Here is a 16,483-nt window from a genome sequence, read left to right on the forward strand (position 1 = left end):
TCTGCTATACCTCCATTATTTCACTGTGCAGCTGCTGGAGCGGCTTGACCTCTCCATTGCCGTTTTCTTTCACATATCGGATGCCTTTTGCAGTAGCCCTTGCAGCGGCAATCGTGGTCATATATGGAACCTTAGCTTTTATGGCAGCTTTCCGCAGATAGCTGTCGTCATGGATGCTGTCCTTGCCTACCGGCGAGTTTACGATAAGCTGTATCTTGCCGTTCGTAATCATATCGAGGATATTCGGGCGTCCTTCGTACAGCTTTTTCACTTTTTCGGCTTCGATCCCCGCCTCCCGGATGAGGTCGCATGTCGTACCTGTCGCCACGATATCGAATCCGTCTTCTGCAAAGCTTCTTGCAATCTCCGCCACTTCGGCCCTGTCTTTACGGTTCACGGAGATGAGTACCGTGCCGGAAAGCGGCAGCCTTGACTGGGTGGCCTCCTGCGCTTTGTAGAAGGCCTCTCCGTAATGCGGCGACAGGCCGAGCACTTCTCCCGTGGAGCGCATTTCGGGTCCGAGGATTGGGTCTACTTCCTGGAACATGTTGAATGGGAATACGGCTTCTTTTACACCGTAGTAAGGGATCATCTGCTGCTTTAGGCCAGGTACCGGAGACGGACGCCCTGTTATCTCGGAGGTGATGATATCCGTCGCCAGCGGAACCATCCGGATATTGCACACTTTGGACACGAGGGGGACGGTTCGGGATGCACGGGGATTGGCTTCCAGCACGTACACTTTGCCGTTCTCGATGGCATACTGCATGTTCATCAGCCCTTTGACGTGTATCTCCTCGGCGATCTTCCTCGTATATTCCTTGATCGTGCGTACATTTTCTTCGGAAATGTGTACGGATGGGATGATACATGCGGAATCTCCGGAGTGTACTCCGGCCAGCTCGATATGCTCCATGACAGCAGGGACGAACGCATGTGTCCCGTCGCTGATAGCGTCTGCCTCGCATTCGGTGGCATGGTTCAGGAACCGGTCGATGAGTATCGGGCGGTCAGGCGTCACGCCGACGGCCGCGTTCATATAATTCGCCATGCTCTCATCATCATACACGACTTCCATACCGCGTCCGCCCAATACATAGGAAGGCCGTACCATAACCGGATAGCCGATTCTGTCCGCGATTGCAAGCGCTTCCTCCACGGTCGTCGCCATGCCGGACTCCGGCATCGGGATATTAAGCTTCTCCATCATCTCGCGGAAAAGGTCGCGGTCTTCGGCCAGGTCGATGACGGACGGAGACGTGCCGAGTATCGTGACGCCGTTGCTTTCCAGCTCTGCGGCGAGATTGAGCGGAGTCTGGCCGCCGAACTGCGCGATGACGCCGAGAGGCTTCTCTTTTTTGTAGATGCTCAGCACGTCCTCCAGCGTAAGCGGTTCAAAATACAATTTATCTGAGGTGTCGTAGTCTGTTGACACTGTCTCAGGATTACAGTTTACGATAATCGTCTCAAAACCGAGCTTCTTAAGCGCCAGAGAAGCATGGACGCAGCAGTAGTCGAACTCGATGCCCTGCCCGATACGGTTCGGGCCTCCGCCGAGGATCATTATCTTAGGCCTGCTGCCATCCACCGGGTTCTTATCTTCGGCATTGTAGGTAGAGTAATAGTATGCACTGTCAGGAGTACCGCTCACATGCACGCCCTCCCACGCTTCCCGGACTCCGAGGGCTTCTCTGCGGCCGCGCACAGCATCCTCCGGCACGCCGAGGATCTGGCTCAGATACTTGTCGGAGAAGCCGTCTTTTTTCGCGGAGACGAGCAGATCGTCGTCCGGAAGAGAACCTTCGTAAGCGGCCAGCGCCTCCTCCTCTTCCACAAGCTCTTTCATCTGTTCGATAAAATAAGCCTTTACCTTCGTGATGTCGTGGATCTCCTCGACGGAGGCACCTTTGCGGAGTGCCTCATACATGATAAAGTGGCGTTCGCTGGAAGGGGTGATGAGCATCTGAAGAAGCTGTTCCTTGCTCCTCGTATCAAAATCCCTGGCATGTCCAAGCCCGCAGCGCCCGGTCTCCAGACTCCGGATCGCTTTCTGGAAAGCCTCTTTGTAAGTCTTGCCGATACTCATGACTTCGCCGACAGCCCGCATCTGCGTTCCGAGCTTGTCCTCCACGCCTTTGAACTTTTCAAATGCCCATCGGGCAAACTTGATCACGACATAGTCGCCGTCGGGAACATATCTATCCAGCGTGCCGTATTTTCCGCACGGGATATCCTTCAGCGTAAGTCCGGCGGCGAGCATGGCAGACACAAGTGCGATGGGGAACCCGGTGGCCTTGGATGCGAGTGCAGAGGAGCGGGAAGTCCTCGGGTTGATTTCTATGACGATGATGCGGTCGCTGACCGGATCGTGTGCGAACTGTACGTTCGTCCCGCCGATAACCTGAACCGATTCTACAATCTTGTACGCCTGGTCCTGGAGACGCTTCTGACATTCTTCCGATATCGTGAGCATTGGCGCGGAGCAGAAGGAGTCGCCGGTATGTACGCCAAGCGGATCGATATTTTCAATAAAGCATACGGTAATCATATTGTTATCGGAGTCACGGACGATTTCCAGCTCGAGCTCCTCCCAGCCGAGGATGGATTCCTCTACGAGCACCTGTCCGACGAGGCTTGCCTGCAGCCCTCTTAAGCAGACCGTTTTCAGCTCCTCCCTGTTATAGACGAGGCCGCCGCCTGCGCCGCCCATCGTATACGCGGGGCGTAGCACGACCGGATAGCCGAGATTGTCAGCGATAGACAGCGCTTCTTCTACGGTATAGGCGACTTCGCTTCTGGCCATCTCGATACCGAGGCTGTCCATAGCCTTTTTAAATTCGATCCTGTCTTCTCCACGTTCGATGGCGTCTACCTGTACGCCGATGACCTGCACGTCATATTTGTCCAGGACGCCTGCCTTGGCAAGCTCAGAACATAAATTGAGGCCGGACTGTCCGCCAAGATTGGGCAGAAGTGCATCCGGCCGTTCTTTGGCGATGATCTGTTCCAGCCTGTCTACGTTGAGCGGCTCGATATAGGTGACATCAGCCGTCTCAGGGTCCGTCATGATAGTGGCGGGGTTGGAATTGACGAGCACGATCTCGTAGCCGAGACTGCGGAGCGCCTTGCAGGCCTGGGTGCCTGAATAGTCAAATTCACAGGCCTGCCCTATGATGATGGGGCCGGAGCCTATTATCAGTACTTTGTGGATATCAGTTCTCTTGGACATAATTCTCCTCCTGTCAGTAAGTCGATAGAATAAATTCTCTAGTTGTTATTATATAGGAGAATGGGGAAAAAGAAAAGTTGTAATATCCATCTCCAGACGTTAAAATAATAGAGATAATATTTTTGCAGGCAAGCAGTCAGGAAAGAGTGAAGATAGATGAAAAGAATTGTACTGGGAATACTGGCCCATGCGGATGCGGGAAAGACGACGCTGTCGGAGAGCATGCTGTACATAAGCGGCGCACTCCGCAGAATGGGGCGTGTGGACCATAAGGACGCGTTTCTGGATACGTACGAGATGGAAAAGGAAAGAGGGATCACCATCTTTTCCAAACAGGCAGTATTCTCTTTTGGAGATGTGGAGATTACGCTCATGGATACCCCCGGCCATGTGGACTTCTCCGCAGAAATGGAGCGGACGCTTCAGGTACTGGACTATGCCGTTCTCGTCGTAAGCGGGGCGGACGGCGTACAGGGGCATACGGAGACGCTGTGGAGGCTCCTTGCCCGATATGGGATTCCGGCCTTTCTGTTCATCAATAAGATGGATCAGGAGGGAACGGATCAGGAACGGCTCCTCAAGGAGCTGCAGGACAGGTTCGGAGGAGAATGCGTGGATTTCGGGCCGGAAAGAGACGTGGAAGAATTCCGTGAACAGATTGCCATGTGTGATGAGGAGCTGCTGGAGCGCTATCTCTCGGGCGAATATGCGGATGAAGAGGACCTAGCGGGGCTTATCCGGGAGCGGAAGGTATATCCGTGCTATTTCGGCTCAGCATTAAGGCTGTCAGGTGTCGAGGAGCTGCTTGACGGCATCGCGCAGTATACGAGGCTTCCGGCCTGCCCGGAAGCTTTCGGGGCCAAGGTGTACAAGATTGCCAGAGACAGGCAGGGAAGCCGTCTGACTTATATGAAGATTACCGGGGGGAGCCTGAAGGTCAAGGAAGCCATTGAGATAAGAGACTGCGAAGGCAGGGTGGCGGCCAGGGAGAAAGCCGACCAGATACGTATCTATTCCGGGACAAGATATGAAGCGGTGGAGGAGGCGGAGGCCGGGATGGCCTGTGCGGTTACCGGGCTTGCCGGGACATATCCGGGACAGGGGCTTGGAACGGAATCCGCATCCGACATGCCGGTGCTGGAACCGGTGCTTAACTACCGGGTCGTGCTGCCGGACGGTGCAGACGCCCATACGATGCTTGCCAACCTTAAGCAGCTGGAGGAAGAAGAGCCGGAGCTTCACATCGTATGGAACGAACGTCTCGGAGAGATCCATGCAAAGCTCATGGGGGAAGTCCAGATTGGAATTATAAAAAGGATCATACAGGAAAGGTTCGGCGTATCCGTTCAGTTTGACACGGGACATGTCGTATACAAGGAGACGATCCAAAGGCCGGCAGAAGGGGTCGGACACTTTGAACCGCTGCGCCATTATGCGGAAGTGCATCTGCTTCTGGAGCCGCTGGAGGAGGGGAGCGGCCTTGTATTTGACAGCGCAGTGGGCGAAGATGAGCTGGACGGGAACTGGCAGCGGCTCATACTGACCCATCTCGAGGAACGGGAGCATCCGGGCGTGCTGACCGGTTCTGCCATCACGGACATGAAGATAACCCTCATCGCCGGAAAGGGGCATCTGAAGCATACCGAGGGAGGAGACTTCCGCCAGGCTACTTACCGGGCGGTCCGCCAGGGGCTTAAGAGGGCGGGAAGCATCCTGCTGGAGCCTTACTATGTGTTCCGCATGGAGGTTCCCGCAGAGTCTGTGGGCCGTGCCATGTCTGACATCCAGCGGATGAACGGAGATTTTGAGGCTCCGCAGACGCAAGGAGACATGTCTGTCCTGACCGGAAACGTGCCGGTTGCATCCATGCAGGGCTACCAGACCGAATGGAATGCCTACACGAGGGGGCGGGGAAGGATCTCCTGTATGCCGGGCGGATACCATCCATGTAAAAATGCGGAAGAAATCATAGAGATGACAGGCTATGATTCGGAGAAAGACCTGGAAAACCCGACCGGTTCCGTATTCTGCGCCCATGGTGCCGGCTTTGTCGTCAGCTGGGATAAGGTCGAGGAATATATGCATGTGGACAGCGGATGGCAGGACAGGAACCGGGATGCCGGCGGGAGCGGGCCGGAAGCGGTTCCCTCAAATCTGCCGTATGGTACTGGCAGCAGTCCCGCTTACAGTGAAAAAGAGCTGGAGGAAATCTTCGAGCGCACGTATGGTCCCGTCAAAAGAAAAAAGACGGCGCAGAGACGCAGGACGGAAGGCGGGAGCATCTCGGCGGCAGAATACAGGCCGCAGAAGAAGAGGCGGGAGCAGGCAGAAGAATATCTGCTTGTGGACGGCTATAATATCATCTTTGCATGGGAGGAGCTCAAAGAGCTTGCAAAGGTGAACATCATGAGCGCCAGGGACAGGCTCATGGACATTATGAGCAATTACCAGGGTTTCCGTAAGATGACGCTTATCCTTGTGTTCGATGCATACAAAGTGGAAGGAAATCCGGGCGCTGTCTCCACCTACCACAACATCTATATCGTGTATACGAAGGAAGCAGAGACGGCAGACCAGTATATTGAAAAGACGGTCCACAGAATCGGGAGGAAGCATAATGTGACCGTGGCCACGTCAGATGCATTGGAACAGGTGATCATTCTCGGACAAGGCGGACGGAGACTGTCGGCGCAGGGGCTCCGGGAAGAGGTGGAGCTGGCCATGCAGGAACTGAGAGAGGAGCACCTCAAAGAGAGCAGAAGCACCCGCAGCTATCTGTTTGACAATCTGCCGGAAGAACTGGCCGATTATATGGAAGATATGCAGATGGGAAAGGATTCTGCAGATTGACACTGGCAGGAAGCGAGGATACGGATGAACACGGAATTTATAAATTTGACGAAAGAGAACCTGTACGATGAGCACTTGTGCTGCATTATCCGCAGCAGGAAGCCCCACAAAGGGATTGAAGCGAAGCGGCAATGGCTTCTGCTGCCGGCTTAAAGAGAATACTCAATAAATAACAGAAACGGTCCATTAAGAAGGGCTGCCGGGAAAATATGCTCTCCCGGCAGCCCTTCATCCATTCTATCATTTTGCCGCTTTGTCAGCGAAGTCGGTCGTCACGAGGTCGTCATACGGCACCCGTTCGTCAAGCTCGCCTGCGTCCTCCAGGATATCCTGGAGCAGCTCGAAGCTCTTCTTTTCAAATATGAGGTTATCCTTCCAAGTGTCCTGGTCATAGTATCTTGTCACGATAGTCGTGATAGTGTCCAGGTCCGTCTCCTTGAACTGGGGAGCGATGATGGAAGCGATTTCTTCCGGGGTGTGGGACTGTACGTAGTCCATACCTTTCTGGAGCGCATTCGTGAAGCCCTGTATTACGTCAGGGTTCTTGTCGATGTAGCTCTTCTTTGCAGAGAAGGCCGTGTACGGAACATAGCCGCTGTCGGTTCCAAGGGAAGCGACTACATAGCCTTCCTTCTCTTTTTCAAGACTTGTGGCCCCTGGTTCAAACTCGACGGTGAAGTCGCCCTGGCCGCCCGAGAATGCTGCCGCGGTGGAACCAAAGTCGATGCTCTGGTCAATCTCCACATCCTTGGCCGCATCGATATTGTTCTGGCGCAGGATATATTCAAATACCATTTCAGGCATGCCGCCTTTACGTCCGCCGAGCACAAGCTTGCCTTTTAAGTCCTCCCACTTAAAGTCCGGCATTTCCTCACGGGCGACGAGGAAGTTTCCGGCCCGCTGCGTGAGCTGTGCGAAGTTCACGACATAGTCGTTGGCCCCTTCGTTGTACGTGTAGATAGAAGCCTCGGAACCCATGAAACCGATATCTGCTTCACCGGAGAGCACGGCGGTCATCGTCTTGTCGGCGCCAAACCCTGTCACAAGATCCAGATTGATGCCTTCCTCCTTGAAATACCCTTCTTCGATGGCGATATACATCGGGGCATAAAAAATGGAATGTGCAACTTCGTTGAGCGTTACATCCACCGTTTTTTGTTCCTTTGTCTCTCCGGCAGTCTCGGCCGTGTCTTTCGTATCCTTATCCTCTTTGGCAGAGGAGCATGCGGCCAGCATGGACAGAGCCATGACGGCCACAAGCAGAACAGCAAGTAATCGCTTTTTCATAAAATACCTCCTTGATTGCTAATGGTATAATATATTCTGAAAATGCAGATACGTTACTGTGAATCATTTGAAGATGCCCCAACCTGGTTATAGACGTTTACCGCGTCCAGAATGTGGAACTGTTCCGTATCATGGGTTCCGTCGGCTTTGGCGGTCACGAGGATGTATTCTTTTCCGTTGATGCCTGCCAGGCTTGCCAGGCACAGCCCGGCTTCTTCCGTATATCCTGTCTTTCCCCCGAGGATCTCTCCGCCGGTAACTTTGGCGCTGGACATATATTCGAACATCGTACTGTAGAACGTGAAGCCGTCCGGGTGCAGGTCCGATGGAAGGGTGCTGTGCTGGCTGCTCGTAAATGCCTCCCGGAAGTCGGCATTTTTCAGCGCATGCTTTAGTAGAACTGCCATATCTTCTACGGTAGAATAATGATTGCCGTCGTGCAGCCCCGTGGAATTGCAGAAGTGCGTACTGTCCATTCCCAGTTCTTTTGCCTTCTCGTTCATCAGCTTCACAAATGCCTCTTCGGAGCCGGCAATCCTTTCGGCAAACGCGAGGCAGCATTCTGCACCGGAAGGGAGCAGGATGCCATATAGCAGATCTCTAAGCTGTACGCGTTCTCCGGGCTGGAAGCCGGCCATAGAAGCTTCTTCCGCATACAGTTTCGGGAAGATGCGGGTGGAGAGGGTGACGGTTTCATCCAGATTATCCGTCTCTTCCACTGCCAGCAATGCGGTCATTATCTTCGTGAGCGAAGCAGGATATATCCTGTCCTGGCTGCCGCGCGCTGCAACTGCCTTGCCGCTGTCCAGGTCGATGAGGATTGCATGGGGGCTGTACAGGTTGTCTAAATTGACGGACAGGGAAGGAGAAGCGCCGTCATAGGTGATATCCGTATCTGCCTTACGTTCTTCTGACAGCAGAGGATATAATGTCTTCACGGCCAGAAATAGGGTGCATAAAAGGACTGCTGCTGCTGTCATCCCTGCAAAAGCGCGGCGTCTCCGCCTTCTGCGCCGCATCTTTCGCCTTTTGTCCGGGAGCTGCTTTTTATGTTGTCTGTTGTTCATTGCATATACCTGCCTTTTCTCGTAATATAACTTTACCCGTATTTATTTTACAGGACGCAACCTGCCGGTACTTTAAGATTCCACTGCTTAAATCCTAAGAAAAGGCTAAGGAGAGGGAGAGATTTTGTTAATGGCAGGAAGGGAGGGACAGGCAGAAGGTCGTCAGTTCATCTCTGCTTTCTACGGCAATGTCTCCGCCGTGCAGAGTGACGATTTCTTTCGCGATGGCAAGTCCCAGTCCTGCTCCGCCTGCATTCGTAGTCCGGGCTTCGTCCAGACGGAAGAACTTTTCAAATATCGATTCCAGCTTCTGGGCAGGTATCGTCTTTCCTTTATTGCGGAAAAATATAAGCGTTTCCTCCGCCCTTTCCTCGGCCCATATCTCGATTGCCGTATCGGGATAGCTGTAAGCTATCGCATTTTTTAATATGTTGTTGAATACCCGCGCAAGCTTTAAGGCATCACCGTAAATGGTCATGTCCTCTCTGACGTTAAGATGGGCCGTGTTGCCGTGGGAGGTGAGAAGCGGATAGAATTCGTCCGTCATCTGGACGAGCATATAACAGAGGTCTATCGTTTCCTTTTCCAGCGCAATCTGCTGCAGATTATAGCGGGTGATTTCAAAGAACTCGTTGGTGAGCTTCTCCAGCCTCTGCGCCTTGTCTAAAGTGATTCTTACATATTTCTCTTTCTGGCTGCCGGGCATATCCGAAGCCTCGTCCAGAAGGCTCAGATATCCGATGACGGAGGTGAGCGGCGTCTTCAGGTCATGTGCCAGATATGTGATCAGGTCGTTCTTGCGGGCCGCTTCTTCCTTCAGTATCTGCTCATGGCGCTGCATGGTGGATTTGATTTCAGCCATCTGCACGGAGAGTTCTGCATACTCCTTTGGAAATATTTCCGTAGTTTCCGCGTCAGTCATCATATAGGTACGCAGGATGCGGCTGGTCTCTGTTATCGATTTTCTGACCTTGTCCCTCGCGTAGAGATGAGAGGTTACAAGGACGCTGAGCAGCCACAGTGTGACGGTAAGGATGAATATGGCGAGAAGCATAGATTTTAACTTGGGCCATACAGGGCTGTAGGTAAGCGCATACTGTCCCGTTTCCGGAAGATACTCGTTCTGGATGAGCATATAGTTCTTTTCAAACCACTCTACAAAGGCCCCGTTCCATAGGTTGTCTATGAGATAGTAGATGATAAAGCACAAAGCAGGGACGATGGACACGGCGAAAAGGCTCCTGGCATATCGGAACGTGCCTGCTTTTGAAGAGGTGTCAGTTTTCAATCTTGTATCCACACCCCCAGACTGTCTTTATATACTTTGGCTTCTCGAAGGAATCTCCCATCTTTTCCCGCAGGTGCCGTATATGGACGGTGATTGTATTGTTGCTCTTGCTGAAATATTCGTCATTCCAGATCTTGTGGAACAGTTCTTCGGAACTGACGACCGTACCCTTCTTCCGGCACAGGATATGCAGAATAGAGAATTCAGTAGGGGTGAGGGACAGCGGCCTTTCGTTCAGCGTACATTCATGGGTCCTGACATTGATGACGAGCCCGGAGTGGACGATGACATCCTCCTTTGGCCCATCTCCCACGTTGTACCGCTTGTACCTGCGCAGCTGTGCCTTGACCCGCGCTACCAGCTCCAAAGGCAGGAAGGGTTTTGTAATATAGTCGTCGGCACCTAAGGTCAATCCGGTAATCTTGTCGATCTCTCCGTCCTTCGCGGTCAGCATGATGACAGGATAGCGGTGCTGCTCACGGATCTTCTGGCATAGCTCCAGCCCGTTCATATGAGGCATCATGATGTCCAGGATTGCCAGATCCAGCGTTTCGCTGCAGATACAGTCCAAGGCGTCTGAAGCGTTATAATATTTGAGTACGGTAAAATTTTCATTTTCAAGGTAGAGCGCGACAAGATCCGCGATTTCTCGTTCGTCATCCACAACTAATATTTTTTCTGACATAGTGTTCCGGCTCCTTTCCTTTATATTTTATCAAGGGAAAATTGAGACTTTATGGAGATTCGCGTAAGATATTATTAAGATTTTCAGAACAGGGCACATATGTCCGTTGCATGGCGCTTTGCCTGGCGGGTAACCGTAATTGCAAAAAGAGCCGGCCTCTACATTGTCCCCGCCCTTAGACAGTCCGGTCATGGTTGATCTCTTTGAAGAACAGCCTGCGTATCTCGTCCCGGTCATGTGTCTGTCCGAGAATCCACATCATCTTCGCCACGATCGCCTCGGTCGTCATGTCGCCTGCCTGGAGGATGCCCGGATGTTCGCTGTATTTCTTGCCGACCTGGTACACGTCCAGATCGCAGCCCTCCTCCGGCACCTGGGTGGTGACGGCGAGGGCCTTTCCGGAATCTACCCATCCAAAGATAGCCTTTTCAAAGGAGTCGTCATATTCGGGAATGCCGCCGATGCCGAATGTTTCCAGGATGATGGCGTCATATCCGCCGTCCAGCAGCCCGAAGAGGTCCGCCTTTACTTCCGGCGTGAGCTTCAGGACGAAGACCCGGTCATTCAGGCGTGTATAAGTGACGAGATCTCCTTCTGTGGGAAGGGTCCCTGCATACTTGCGTACGATGCGGTCGTCGTGTATGACGGCCAGAAGCGGAAAGTTCATGCTCTCGAACGCGTCAAAGCTCCGGGTCCTCTGCTTGCGGCCTCTCGTCCCGGCGACTGCCTTGCCGTTGAACACGATGGAGACATTGCAGGAGCCGTCGTCAAGAGCATAGAGTATGCTCTGGTAGACATTCAGCTTGGCATCGGTATACGGGTTGCCCATCGGCTTCTGTGAACCGGTGATGACGATCGGCTTCGGGGTGTTCTGGATGAGGTAGGAAAGGGCAGCGGCAGTATAGGCCATCGTGTCGGTTCCGTGCAGGATTACAAAACCGTCGTAGCTGCCATAGTGCTCCATGACGGCGTCGCGGATCTCCATCCACTGGCGCGGGCGCATGTTCGTGCTGTCGATGTTCATGAGCTGAAGGATGTCAAGCTCGCACTTGTCCTCGATTCCGGGAACGAAAGAAGCCAGCTCTTCCCCGGTCATAGCCGGGGTCAGGCCGCCTGCTCCTTCTTTGGAGGCTATGGTGCCTCCGGTTGCTATCATAAGTATTTTTTTCATCATTTTTCAACCTCTCAATACATAGTCCATTTCTACCTTACCCTCGTTTAGAATATGTGTCAAGAGCCAAAGCCTAGCAGAGCACGATGACGCGCCGGGGCGTCGTCTGGGCAGGGATGCTCCTCGTCGAGGCGCTGTAGTATACGATCAGAAGCCGTCCGCCCAGGTCGCAGTTAAAATGCTGTCCGTTGGAGGTGACGACATCGGTCGTCCTTGTCATGTTCAGCTTAAGAGAGCCGTCCTCCGAAGTCAGGCTTTCATCGAAATAGCCGGCGTACATATTCTCGCTCGGATTCTTGCGTCCGATGATGACGGCCCGGTACTGGGGCGGAAAGATAAGCGGTATAGCCAGGTTCGCATCATAGAATGCAATCACGTTCATTCCTGGCCGCAGACGTACTTCATTGATGACATAAGAGTCAGGGCCTACTACAAAGTTGGTGATGCCATCAGCATTGCGGATAGAGACGAGCAGTTCACAGCAGTTGTCACGCATGGATGTAATATTTTGTACAATCCCTGTTACAGGGACAAGTTTCATGTCAGCCATAATCAAACACTCCATTTTTGATTAATATATGCTGAGTTATTTTGTTTGTTCGTCTCCTTCTTCCTTCTTCAGATTCGATGCCTTCCCGTTTGGAGGCAGGAAGTGGTACAGGTCTTCGTAGGATTCCAGCTCCCCTACCGAGATGGGCTCGGATGGGATGAGCCCCGTGCAGTCCCAGGAAGAGGCTGCATTGGACAGATAGTCATAAGAGTCGATGAGGTGCTGGTTCTCTAAATCTTTTTTATCTTTCATAGTCAAGGATACCTCCTGTTTTACAATATTTGTGGAACGGTTCAGGCAAGGACGCGTGTACCTTGCCGACTGAAGCTGTCTTTAGAATATGTAAAAAGAGAAATGTACATACTGTATATTATTTCCATGGCGGCGGCAAACGCGAGCGATCCTATATCTGCAGCCGCTTTTCCAAAAGACGCCGCGAAGATGGGATACTACGCCGCTTGCGGCAGGATGATCGACTTGTGGTAGAAAGAACCGGGAAATTATGGTAGTATGTCATTATATAAAGTTATTTTAAACGAACAGGAGTTTTTTATCATGGAAGAGCAGAATATTCATATAGCAATCGATACACATACCCATACGCTTGCGAGCGGACATGCTTACAACACGCTGCGCGAGATGGCCAAGATGGCGGCGGACAAAGGGCTTTCGGGGCTGGCGGTGACAGAGCATGCGCCAAAGATGCCGGGAACGTGCCACATATTTTATTTCCAGAATATGAGGGTCGTGCCGAGAAATATGTATGGCATAGAGCTTCTGATGGGAGTGGAGCTGAATGTCATGAACGGGAACGGTGAGGTGGATCTGCCGGAATACCTGGTCCGCGAGCTGGACATGGCGATAGCGAGCATCCATGTGCCCTGCTATGAAGGTGAGCTTGACGAGAAGGAGATCACGCAGACATATATCAACGTGATGGAGAAGGACTATATCGACATCATAGGGCACCCGGACGACGGCAGGGTTCCGGTGGATTATGAGGCGCTCGTAAAAGAGGCGAAGCGGACAGGCACGCTGCTGGAGGTGAACAATTCCTCCCTGAGGCCGGGAGGGTTCCGCCAGGATACGCATCGCAATGCCGCCCGCATGCTCAGGCTGTGCAAGGAGTACGGGACGATGGTAGTGCTCGGATCGGACGCACACATGGATGTGGACATCGCCGACTGCCGGTATTCAATGGAAGTGCTGAGGGAGGCTGCTTTCCCGGAAGAGCTCGTGGCTAATACCTCTCTGGAAAAATTCAGGGCTTGTCTAAAACGGAATAAAAAACTATAGACTTTACGAATTTAGTGTGCTAAAATGTAACGGTAATGAATTCTGTTACGAAGGAGATAATAGTATGAGTAAAAAGATTAGGACCGAAGCAGTAGACTATCTGTTTCGTGCTATACTAAGTCTGGAAGATAAAGAAGAGTGCTATACTTTTTTCGAGGATATCTGTACCATCAACGAGCTGCTGTCGCTGTCGCAGCGCTTTGAGGTGGCAAAGATGCTGAGGGAACATAAGACCTATCTGGAAATCGCCGAAAAGACAGGGGCGTCTACCGCTACGATCAGCCGTGTGAACCGTTCCCTGAACTATGGAAATGACGGTTATGATATGGTGTTTGAGAGGATCAAGGAAGATAGATAAAAAAGAAATAGAGCGGTCCGCTCTATTTCTTTTTATCCTGATTGTCCGGTTCAGGCAGTTCGTCTATGAGCTTTTCTATAATGAGCTTTTTGACATACACGTCGAAGCTCAGGCTGCATATGAACGAGAAGAGCTGCAGGTAATCCCTCTCTTCGCCTTCCTGCGCTTCTGAAAAACTTTCGGTAGCAGCCTTGTGCGTCCTGGCCACCTCTTTCTGAAGCGAGTCGATGCGCGCCTTCTCGGTCTGGCATATCTCTTCGTAGATAGAAGTAAGGTCGAAACTGCCACCGGTATCAAAATATTTTCCGGTAATCGGTGCCAGCAGAGTCTCTATATCCTTGATGGACAGGATGTTCTTAAAGTAGTAGATGAAGATAAGGACGAGAATGTGCTCTCTCGAATACTTCTTCTTCACCGGCGGCGGGAGAAGGTTGTTCTTCGCATAGTTGTTGATCATCGTCTTTGTCAGAATCTTGTCTTCAGGAAAGCGCTTCGTAGAGCTCAGCTCCTTTTCCATGAATGTAGTTACCTGGTCCATATATAATTCTATATTTGGAATGCTGTCAGGTCTCACATAATCAATCCGCGAGATGCTGGATAAGATACTGTTCAGCATATCTTTTGTATCAATCGTCATATTATTATCACCCCAATATAGTCATTATATAGTGTTAAAAACTATATGGCAAGTATTTTCTGAGACGTCCCCCTTGACAGCCTGTGCTATGATTTAAGTAACAATATAAAAGGAGCTGTGAGTTATGTGTGGACGTTATTATGTGGACGACGAGACGGCCAGAGAGATAGAAAAAATTGTCAGGCAGCTGGACCGGAAGCTGCTCATAAAAGGAGAGATATATCCGGGGCAGAAGGCTTCGGTCATCGCCCGCGATGCAGGAGAGGCGGTGCTGCGGCAGATGGACTGGGGATATCCGGCACCACAGAACAAAGGGCTTGTCATCAACGCCAGAAGCGAGAGCGCCCTGCAGAAGCGGATGTTTTCCGAAAGCGTCATGAACCGCAGATGCGTCATCCCGGCGCGGCGGTTCTACGAGTGGGACAAAGATAAGAACAAGATCGCCTTTCAGCCGGAGGGGAAGACAGGGATGTTCTTCGCCGGATTCTGGAAACGCTTTTCAGAGGAAGACCATTTCATCATCCTCACGACAGATGCCAATGCCTCCGTCCGCCCCGTGCACAACAGGATGCCGCTTATTTTGGACGAGGAGAGGAGCAGGGCATGGCTGGAAGATGAGAAGAGGTATGAGCAGCTGCTCGGCCTGCAGCCGGATACCCTGCTGGAAAAAGAAGGGTTTATGCAGGAGAGCCTTCCGTTTTAGGCTGTGGAGGCCGCCGGGAAGAAATTACCAGACAAATCGAACGTAAGTTCTGATATACTTACAGTAAAAAGAAAGAGGTGTGAGTCATGTCAGAACAGATTATCTATCATATTGATGTAAACTCCGCCTTCCTTTCGTGGGAGGCGGTTTTTCGTCTTGGCTTCCTGGGAGCGTCCACGGACCTGCGGGACATACCATCAGCCATCGGCGGAGATATAAAGCAGAGGCACGGAATCATCCTTGCCAAATCCATCCCCGCGAAAGCATATGGAATCAAGACAGGGGAATCGATACCGGAGGCAAGGCAGAAATGTCCGGGCCTGTATATCGCGCCGCCCAATTACGGGCTGTATGAGAAGTGCTCCCGGGCCTTTACGGATATCCTGAAAGAGTATACGCCGGCAGTGGAGCAGTACAGCATCGATGAGGTGTTCATGGATATGTCCGGCATGCAGAAGCTGTTCGGGAATCCTGTAGAAACGGCCTTCGATATCAAGGACCGCATCCGCAGGGAACTGGGCTTTACGGTGAATATCGGCATCTCGTCCAACAAGCTGCTGGCCAAGATGGCCTCGGACTTTAAGAAGCCTGACCGGGTGCACACCTTGTTCCCGGAGGAGATCAGGACGAAGATGTGGAAGCTGCCGGTAAACGACCTGTTTTTTGTCGGGCGCGCCACTGCGAAGAAGCTGCATAAGCTTGGCATATGCACGATAGGACAGCTGGCGGAGGCGGATCGGGAGCTGCTTCGGATGCACCTGAAATCCCACGGGGACGTGATATGGAACTTTGCCAACGGAAGGGACTTCTCTATCGTGGAGCCTGAGCCCATACCGAACAAAGGCTACGGGAACAGCACGACGACACCTTTTGACGTGACGGACGCGGCTGCGGCCAAGCTCGTGCTGCTTGCGCTGGCGGAGACGCTCGGGATGCGTCTTAGGAAGGACGGGGTAAAGATCCAGGTCATAAGCATCGGGATAAAGGACCGGGAATTCCGCCATGTGTCCCATCAGACCGTACTGCCGAACCCGACCAATATCACGAAAGAGATATATGAGGCGGCCTGCCGGCTGTTCGACGAACTATGGGACTACGCGCCGATCCGTCATCTCGGCATACACACGGGCCGGGTTAAGGACGAAGGGGAGCTGAGGCAGCTGTCGCTGTTTGACGACAGGGACTATAAGAAGCTGGAACGGTGGGACAGGACGATCGACCGGGTGAGAGGGAGATTCGGCATCGATGCGGTAAGGCGCGCGGCCTTCCTGGCGGTGCCGGAGATAGACCATCTGTCCGGAGGGGTGTCAAGAGAAAAACGGACGGTAGATTATGAGAAGCTTAAGATAGAGTAGGAGGGAG

14 protein-coding genes and 1 pseudogene are annotated in these 16,483 nt (G+C 52.4%); 6 read left to right on the top strand and 9 right to left on the bottom strand.

Annotated elements, in window-relative coordinates; all coding sequences use genetic code 11:
• Positions 1-4 precede the first annotated feature (4 nt).
• Positions 5-3,229, bottom strand: a complete 3,225-nt coding sequence (gene carB, locus E1963_RS00375) for a carbamoyl-phosphate synthase large subunit (RefSeq protein ID WP_132273849.1) — start codon at positions 3,227-3,229, stop codon at positions 5-7.
• A 156-nt stretch (positions 3,230-3,385) separates the two neighbouring features.
• On the opposite strand from carB, the gene E1963_RS00380 reads away from it, so the two are divergent.
• Positions 3,386-6,079 (top strand): translation factor GTPase family protein, encoded by a 2,694-nt coding sequence (locus E1963_RS00380; RefSeq protein WP_132273852.1) that lies wholly within the window; start codon positions 3,386-3,388, stop codon positions 6,077-6,079.
• A gap of 24 nt (positions 6,080-6,103) precedes the next feature.
• Positions 6,104-6,217: pseudogene (locus E1963_RS00385) on the top strand (GNAT family N-acetyltransferase); the annotation flags it as partial.
• Positions 6,218-6,319: 102 nt separating this feature from the next.
• Here E1963_RS00385 and E1963_RS00390 read toward each other — a convergent pair.
• The 7 genes from E1963_RS00390 to E1963_RS00420 all read right to left on the bottom strand — a co-directional run bounded on the left by E1963_RS00390 (position 6,320) and on the right by E1963_RS00420 (position 12,379).
• The gene (locus E1963_RS00390) at positions 6,320-7,366 is read right to left on the bottom strand and encodes an ABC transporter substrate-binding protein (RefSeq protein ID WP_132273855.1); all 1,047 of its coding nucleotides are present in this window, start codon (positions 7,364-7,366) and stop codon (positions 6,320-6,322) included.
• Between the two features lie 53 nt (positions 7,367-7,419).
• Positions 7,420-8,304, bottom strand: coding sequence for a D-alanyl-D-alanine carboxypeptidase family protein (locus E1963_RS00395; RefSeq protein WP_243117500.1), 885 nt, complete (start codon positions 8,302-8,304; stop codon positions 7,420-7,422).
• Between the two features lie 256 nt (positions 8,305-8,560).
• Positions 8,561-9,733 (bottom strand): sensor histidine kinase, encoded by a 1,173-nt coding sequence (locus E1963_RS00400; RefSeq protein ID WP_132273857.1) that lies wholly within the window; start codon positions 9,731-9,733, stop codon positions 8,561-8,563.
• On the bottom strand, positions 9,711-10,406 hold the full coding sequence (gene vanR, locus E1963_RS00405) for a VanR-ABDEGLN family response regulator transcription factor (RefSeq protein ID WP_132273860.1): 696 nt from the start codon (positions 10,404-10,406) through the stop codon (positions 9,711-9,713). The genes E1963_RS00400 and vanR overlap by 23 nt, the downstream gene beginning before the upstream one ends.
• Before the next feature lie 175 nt (positions 10,407-10,581).
• Positions 10,582-11,580, bottom strand: coding sequence for an asparaginase (locus E1963_RS00410; RefSeq protein ID WP_315974347.1), 999 nt, complete (start codon positions 11,578-11,580; stop codon positions 10,582-10,584).
• Between the two features lie 70 nt (positions 11,581-11,650).
• A complete protein-coding gene (locus E1963_RS00415) occupies positions 11,651-12,127 on the bottom strand; it encodes a hypothetical protein (protein ID WP_132273862.1) in 477 nt (158 codons plus the stop codon).
• Positions 12,128-12,163: 36 nt separating this feature from the next.
• A complete protein-coding gene (locus tag E1963_RS00420) occupies positions 12,164-12,379 on the bottom strand; it encodes a hypothetical protein (RefSeq protein WP_066578379.1) in 216 nt (71 codons plus the stop codon).
• A gap of 303 nt (positions 12,380-12,682) precedes the next feature.
• Here E1963_RS00420 and E1963_RS00425 point away from each other — a divergent pair, with 303 nt between their 5' ends.
• Positions 12,683-13,423 carry a phosphatase gene (locus E1963_RS00425; RefSeq protein WP_330570615.1) on the top strand — a complete coding sequence of 247 codons (741 nt, stop codon included), beginning with the start codon at positions 12,683-12,685 and terminating at the stop codon, positions 13,421-13,423.
• Positions 13,424-13,487: 64 nt separating this feature from the next.
• Positions 13,488-13,781, top strand: a complete 294-nt coding sequence (locus E1963_RS00430; protein WP_049727453.1) for a YerC/YecD family TrpR-related protein — start codon at positions 13,488-13,490, stop codon at positions 13,779-13,781.
• Between the two features lie 22 nt (positions 13,782-13,803).
• Here E1963_RS00430 and E1963_RS00435 read toward each other — a convergent pair whose 3' ends face one another.
• The gene (locus E1963_RS00435) at positions 13,804-14,418 is read right to left on the bottom strand and encodes a DUF1836 domain-containing protein (RefSeq protein WP_132273865.1); all 615 of its coding nucleotides are present in this window, start codon (positions 14,416-14,418) and stop codon (positions 13,804-13,806) included.
• Positions 14,419-14,542: 124 nt separating this feature from the next.
• Here E1963_RS00435 and E1963_RS00440 point away from each other — a divergent pair, with 124 nt between their 5' ends.
• Together E1963_RS00440 and E1963_RS00445 are read left to right on the top strand one after the other, a co-directional pair.
• Positions 14,543-15,121, top strand: a complete 579-nt coding sequence (locus E1963_RS00440) for an SOS response-associated peptidase (protein WP_132273868.1) — start codon at positions 14,543-14,545, stop codon at positions 15,119-15,121.
• 86 nt (positions 15,122-15,207) lie between these two features.
• Complete coding sequence (locus E1963_RS00445) at positions 15,208-16,476, top strand: DNA polymerase Y family protein (protein WP_066578371.1); 1,269 nt, start codon at positions 15,208-15,210, stop codon at positions 16,474-16,476.
• Positions 16,477-16,483: the final 7 nt, after the last annotated feature.

Origin of the sequence: Extibacter muris (genome assembly GCF_004345005.1) — a bacterium.
Taxonomy (GTDB): Bacteria; Bacillota; Clostridia; order Lachnospirales; family Lachnospiraceae; genus Extibacter; species Extibacter muris.

What these genes read in the sequence shown, in the direction of transcription:
- E1963_RS00415 (WP_132273862.1), bottom strand. Translation starts at nt 12,127, where the DNA reads ATGGCTGACATGAAACTTGTCCCTGTAACAGGGATTGTACAAAATATT.
- carB (WP_132273849.1), bottom strand. Translation starts at nt 3,229, where the DNA reads ATGTCCAAGAGAACTGATATCCACAAAGTACTGATAATAGGCTCCGGC.
- vanR (WP_132273860.1), bottom strand. Translation starts at nt 10,406, where the DNA reads ATGTCAGAAAAAATATTAGTTGTGGATGACGAACGAGAAATCGCGGAT.
- E1963_RS00410 (WP_315974347.1), bottom strand. Translation starts at nt 11,580, where the DNA reads ATGATGAAAAAAATACTTATGATAGCAACCGGAGGCACCATAGCCTCC.
- E1963_RS00380 (WP_132273852.1), top strand. Translation starts at nt 3,386, where the DNA reads ATGAAAAGAATTGTACTGGGAATACTGGCCCATGCGGATGCGGGAAAG.
- E1963_RS00435 (WP_132273865.1), bottom strand. Translation starts at nt 14,418, where the DNA reads ATGACGATTGATACAAAAGATATGCTGAACAGTATCTTATCCAGCATC.
- E1963_RS00425 (WP_330570615.1), top strand. Translation starts at nt 12,683, where the DNA reads ATGGAAGAGCAGAATATTCATATAGCAATCGATACACATACCCATACG.
- E1963_RS00390 (WP_132273855.1), bottom strand. Translation starts at nt 7,366, where the DNA reads ATGAAAAAGCGATTACTTGCTGTTCTGCTTGTGGCCGTCATGGCTCTG.
- E1963_RS00420 (WP_066578379.1), bottom strand. Translation starts at nt 12,379, where the DNA reads ATGAAAGATAAAAAAGATTTAGAGAACCAGCACCTCATCGACTCTTAT.
- E1963_RS00440 (WP_132273868.1), top strand. Translation starts at nt 14,543, where the DNA reads ATGTGTGGACGTTATTATGTGGACGACGAGACGGCCAGAGAGATAGAA.
- E1963_RS00445 (WP_066578371.1), top strand. Translation starts at nt 15,208, where the DNA reads ATGTCAGAACAGATTATCTATCATATTGATGTAAACTCCGCCTTCCTT.
- E1963_RS00430 (WP_049727453.1), top strand. Translation starts at nt 13,488, where the DNA reads ATGAGTAAAAAGATTAGGACCGAAGCAGTAGACTATCTGTTTCGTGCT.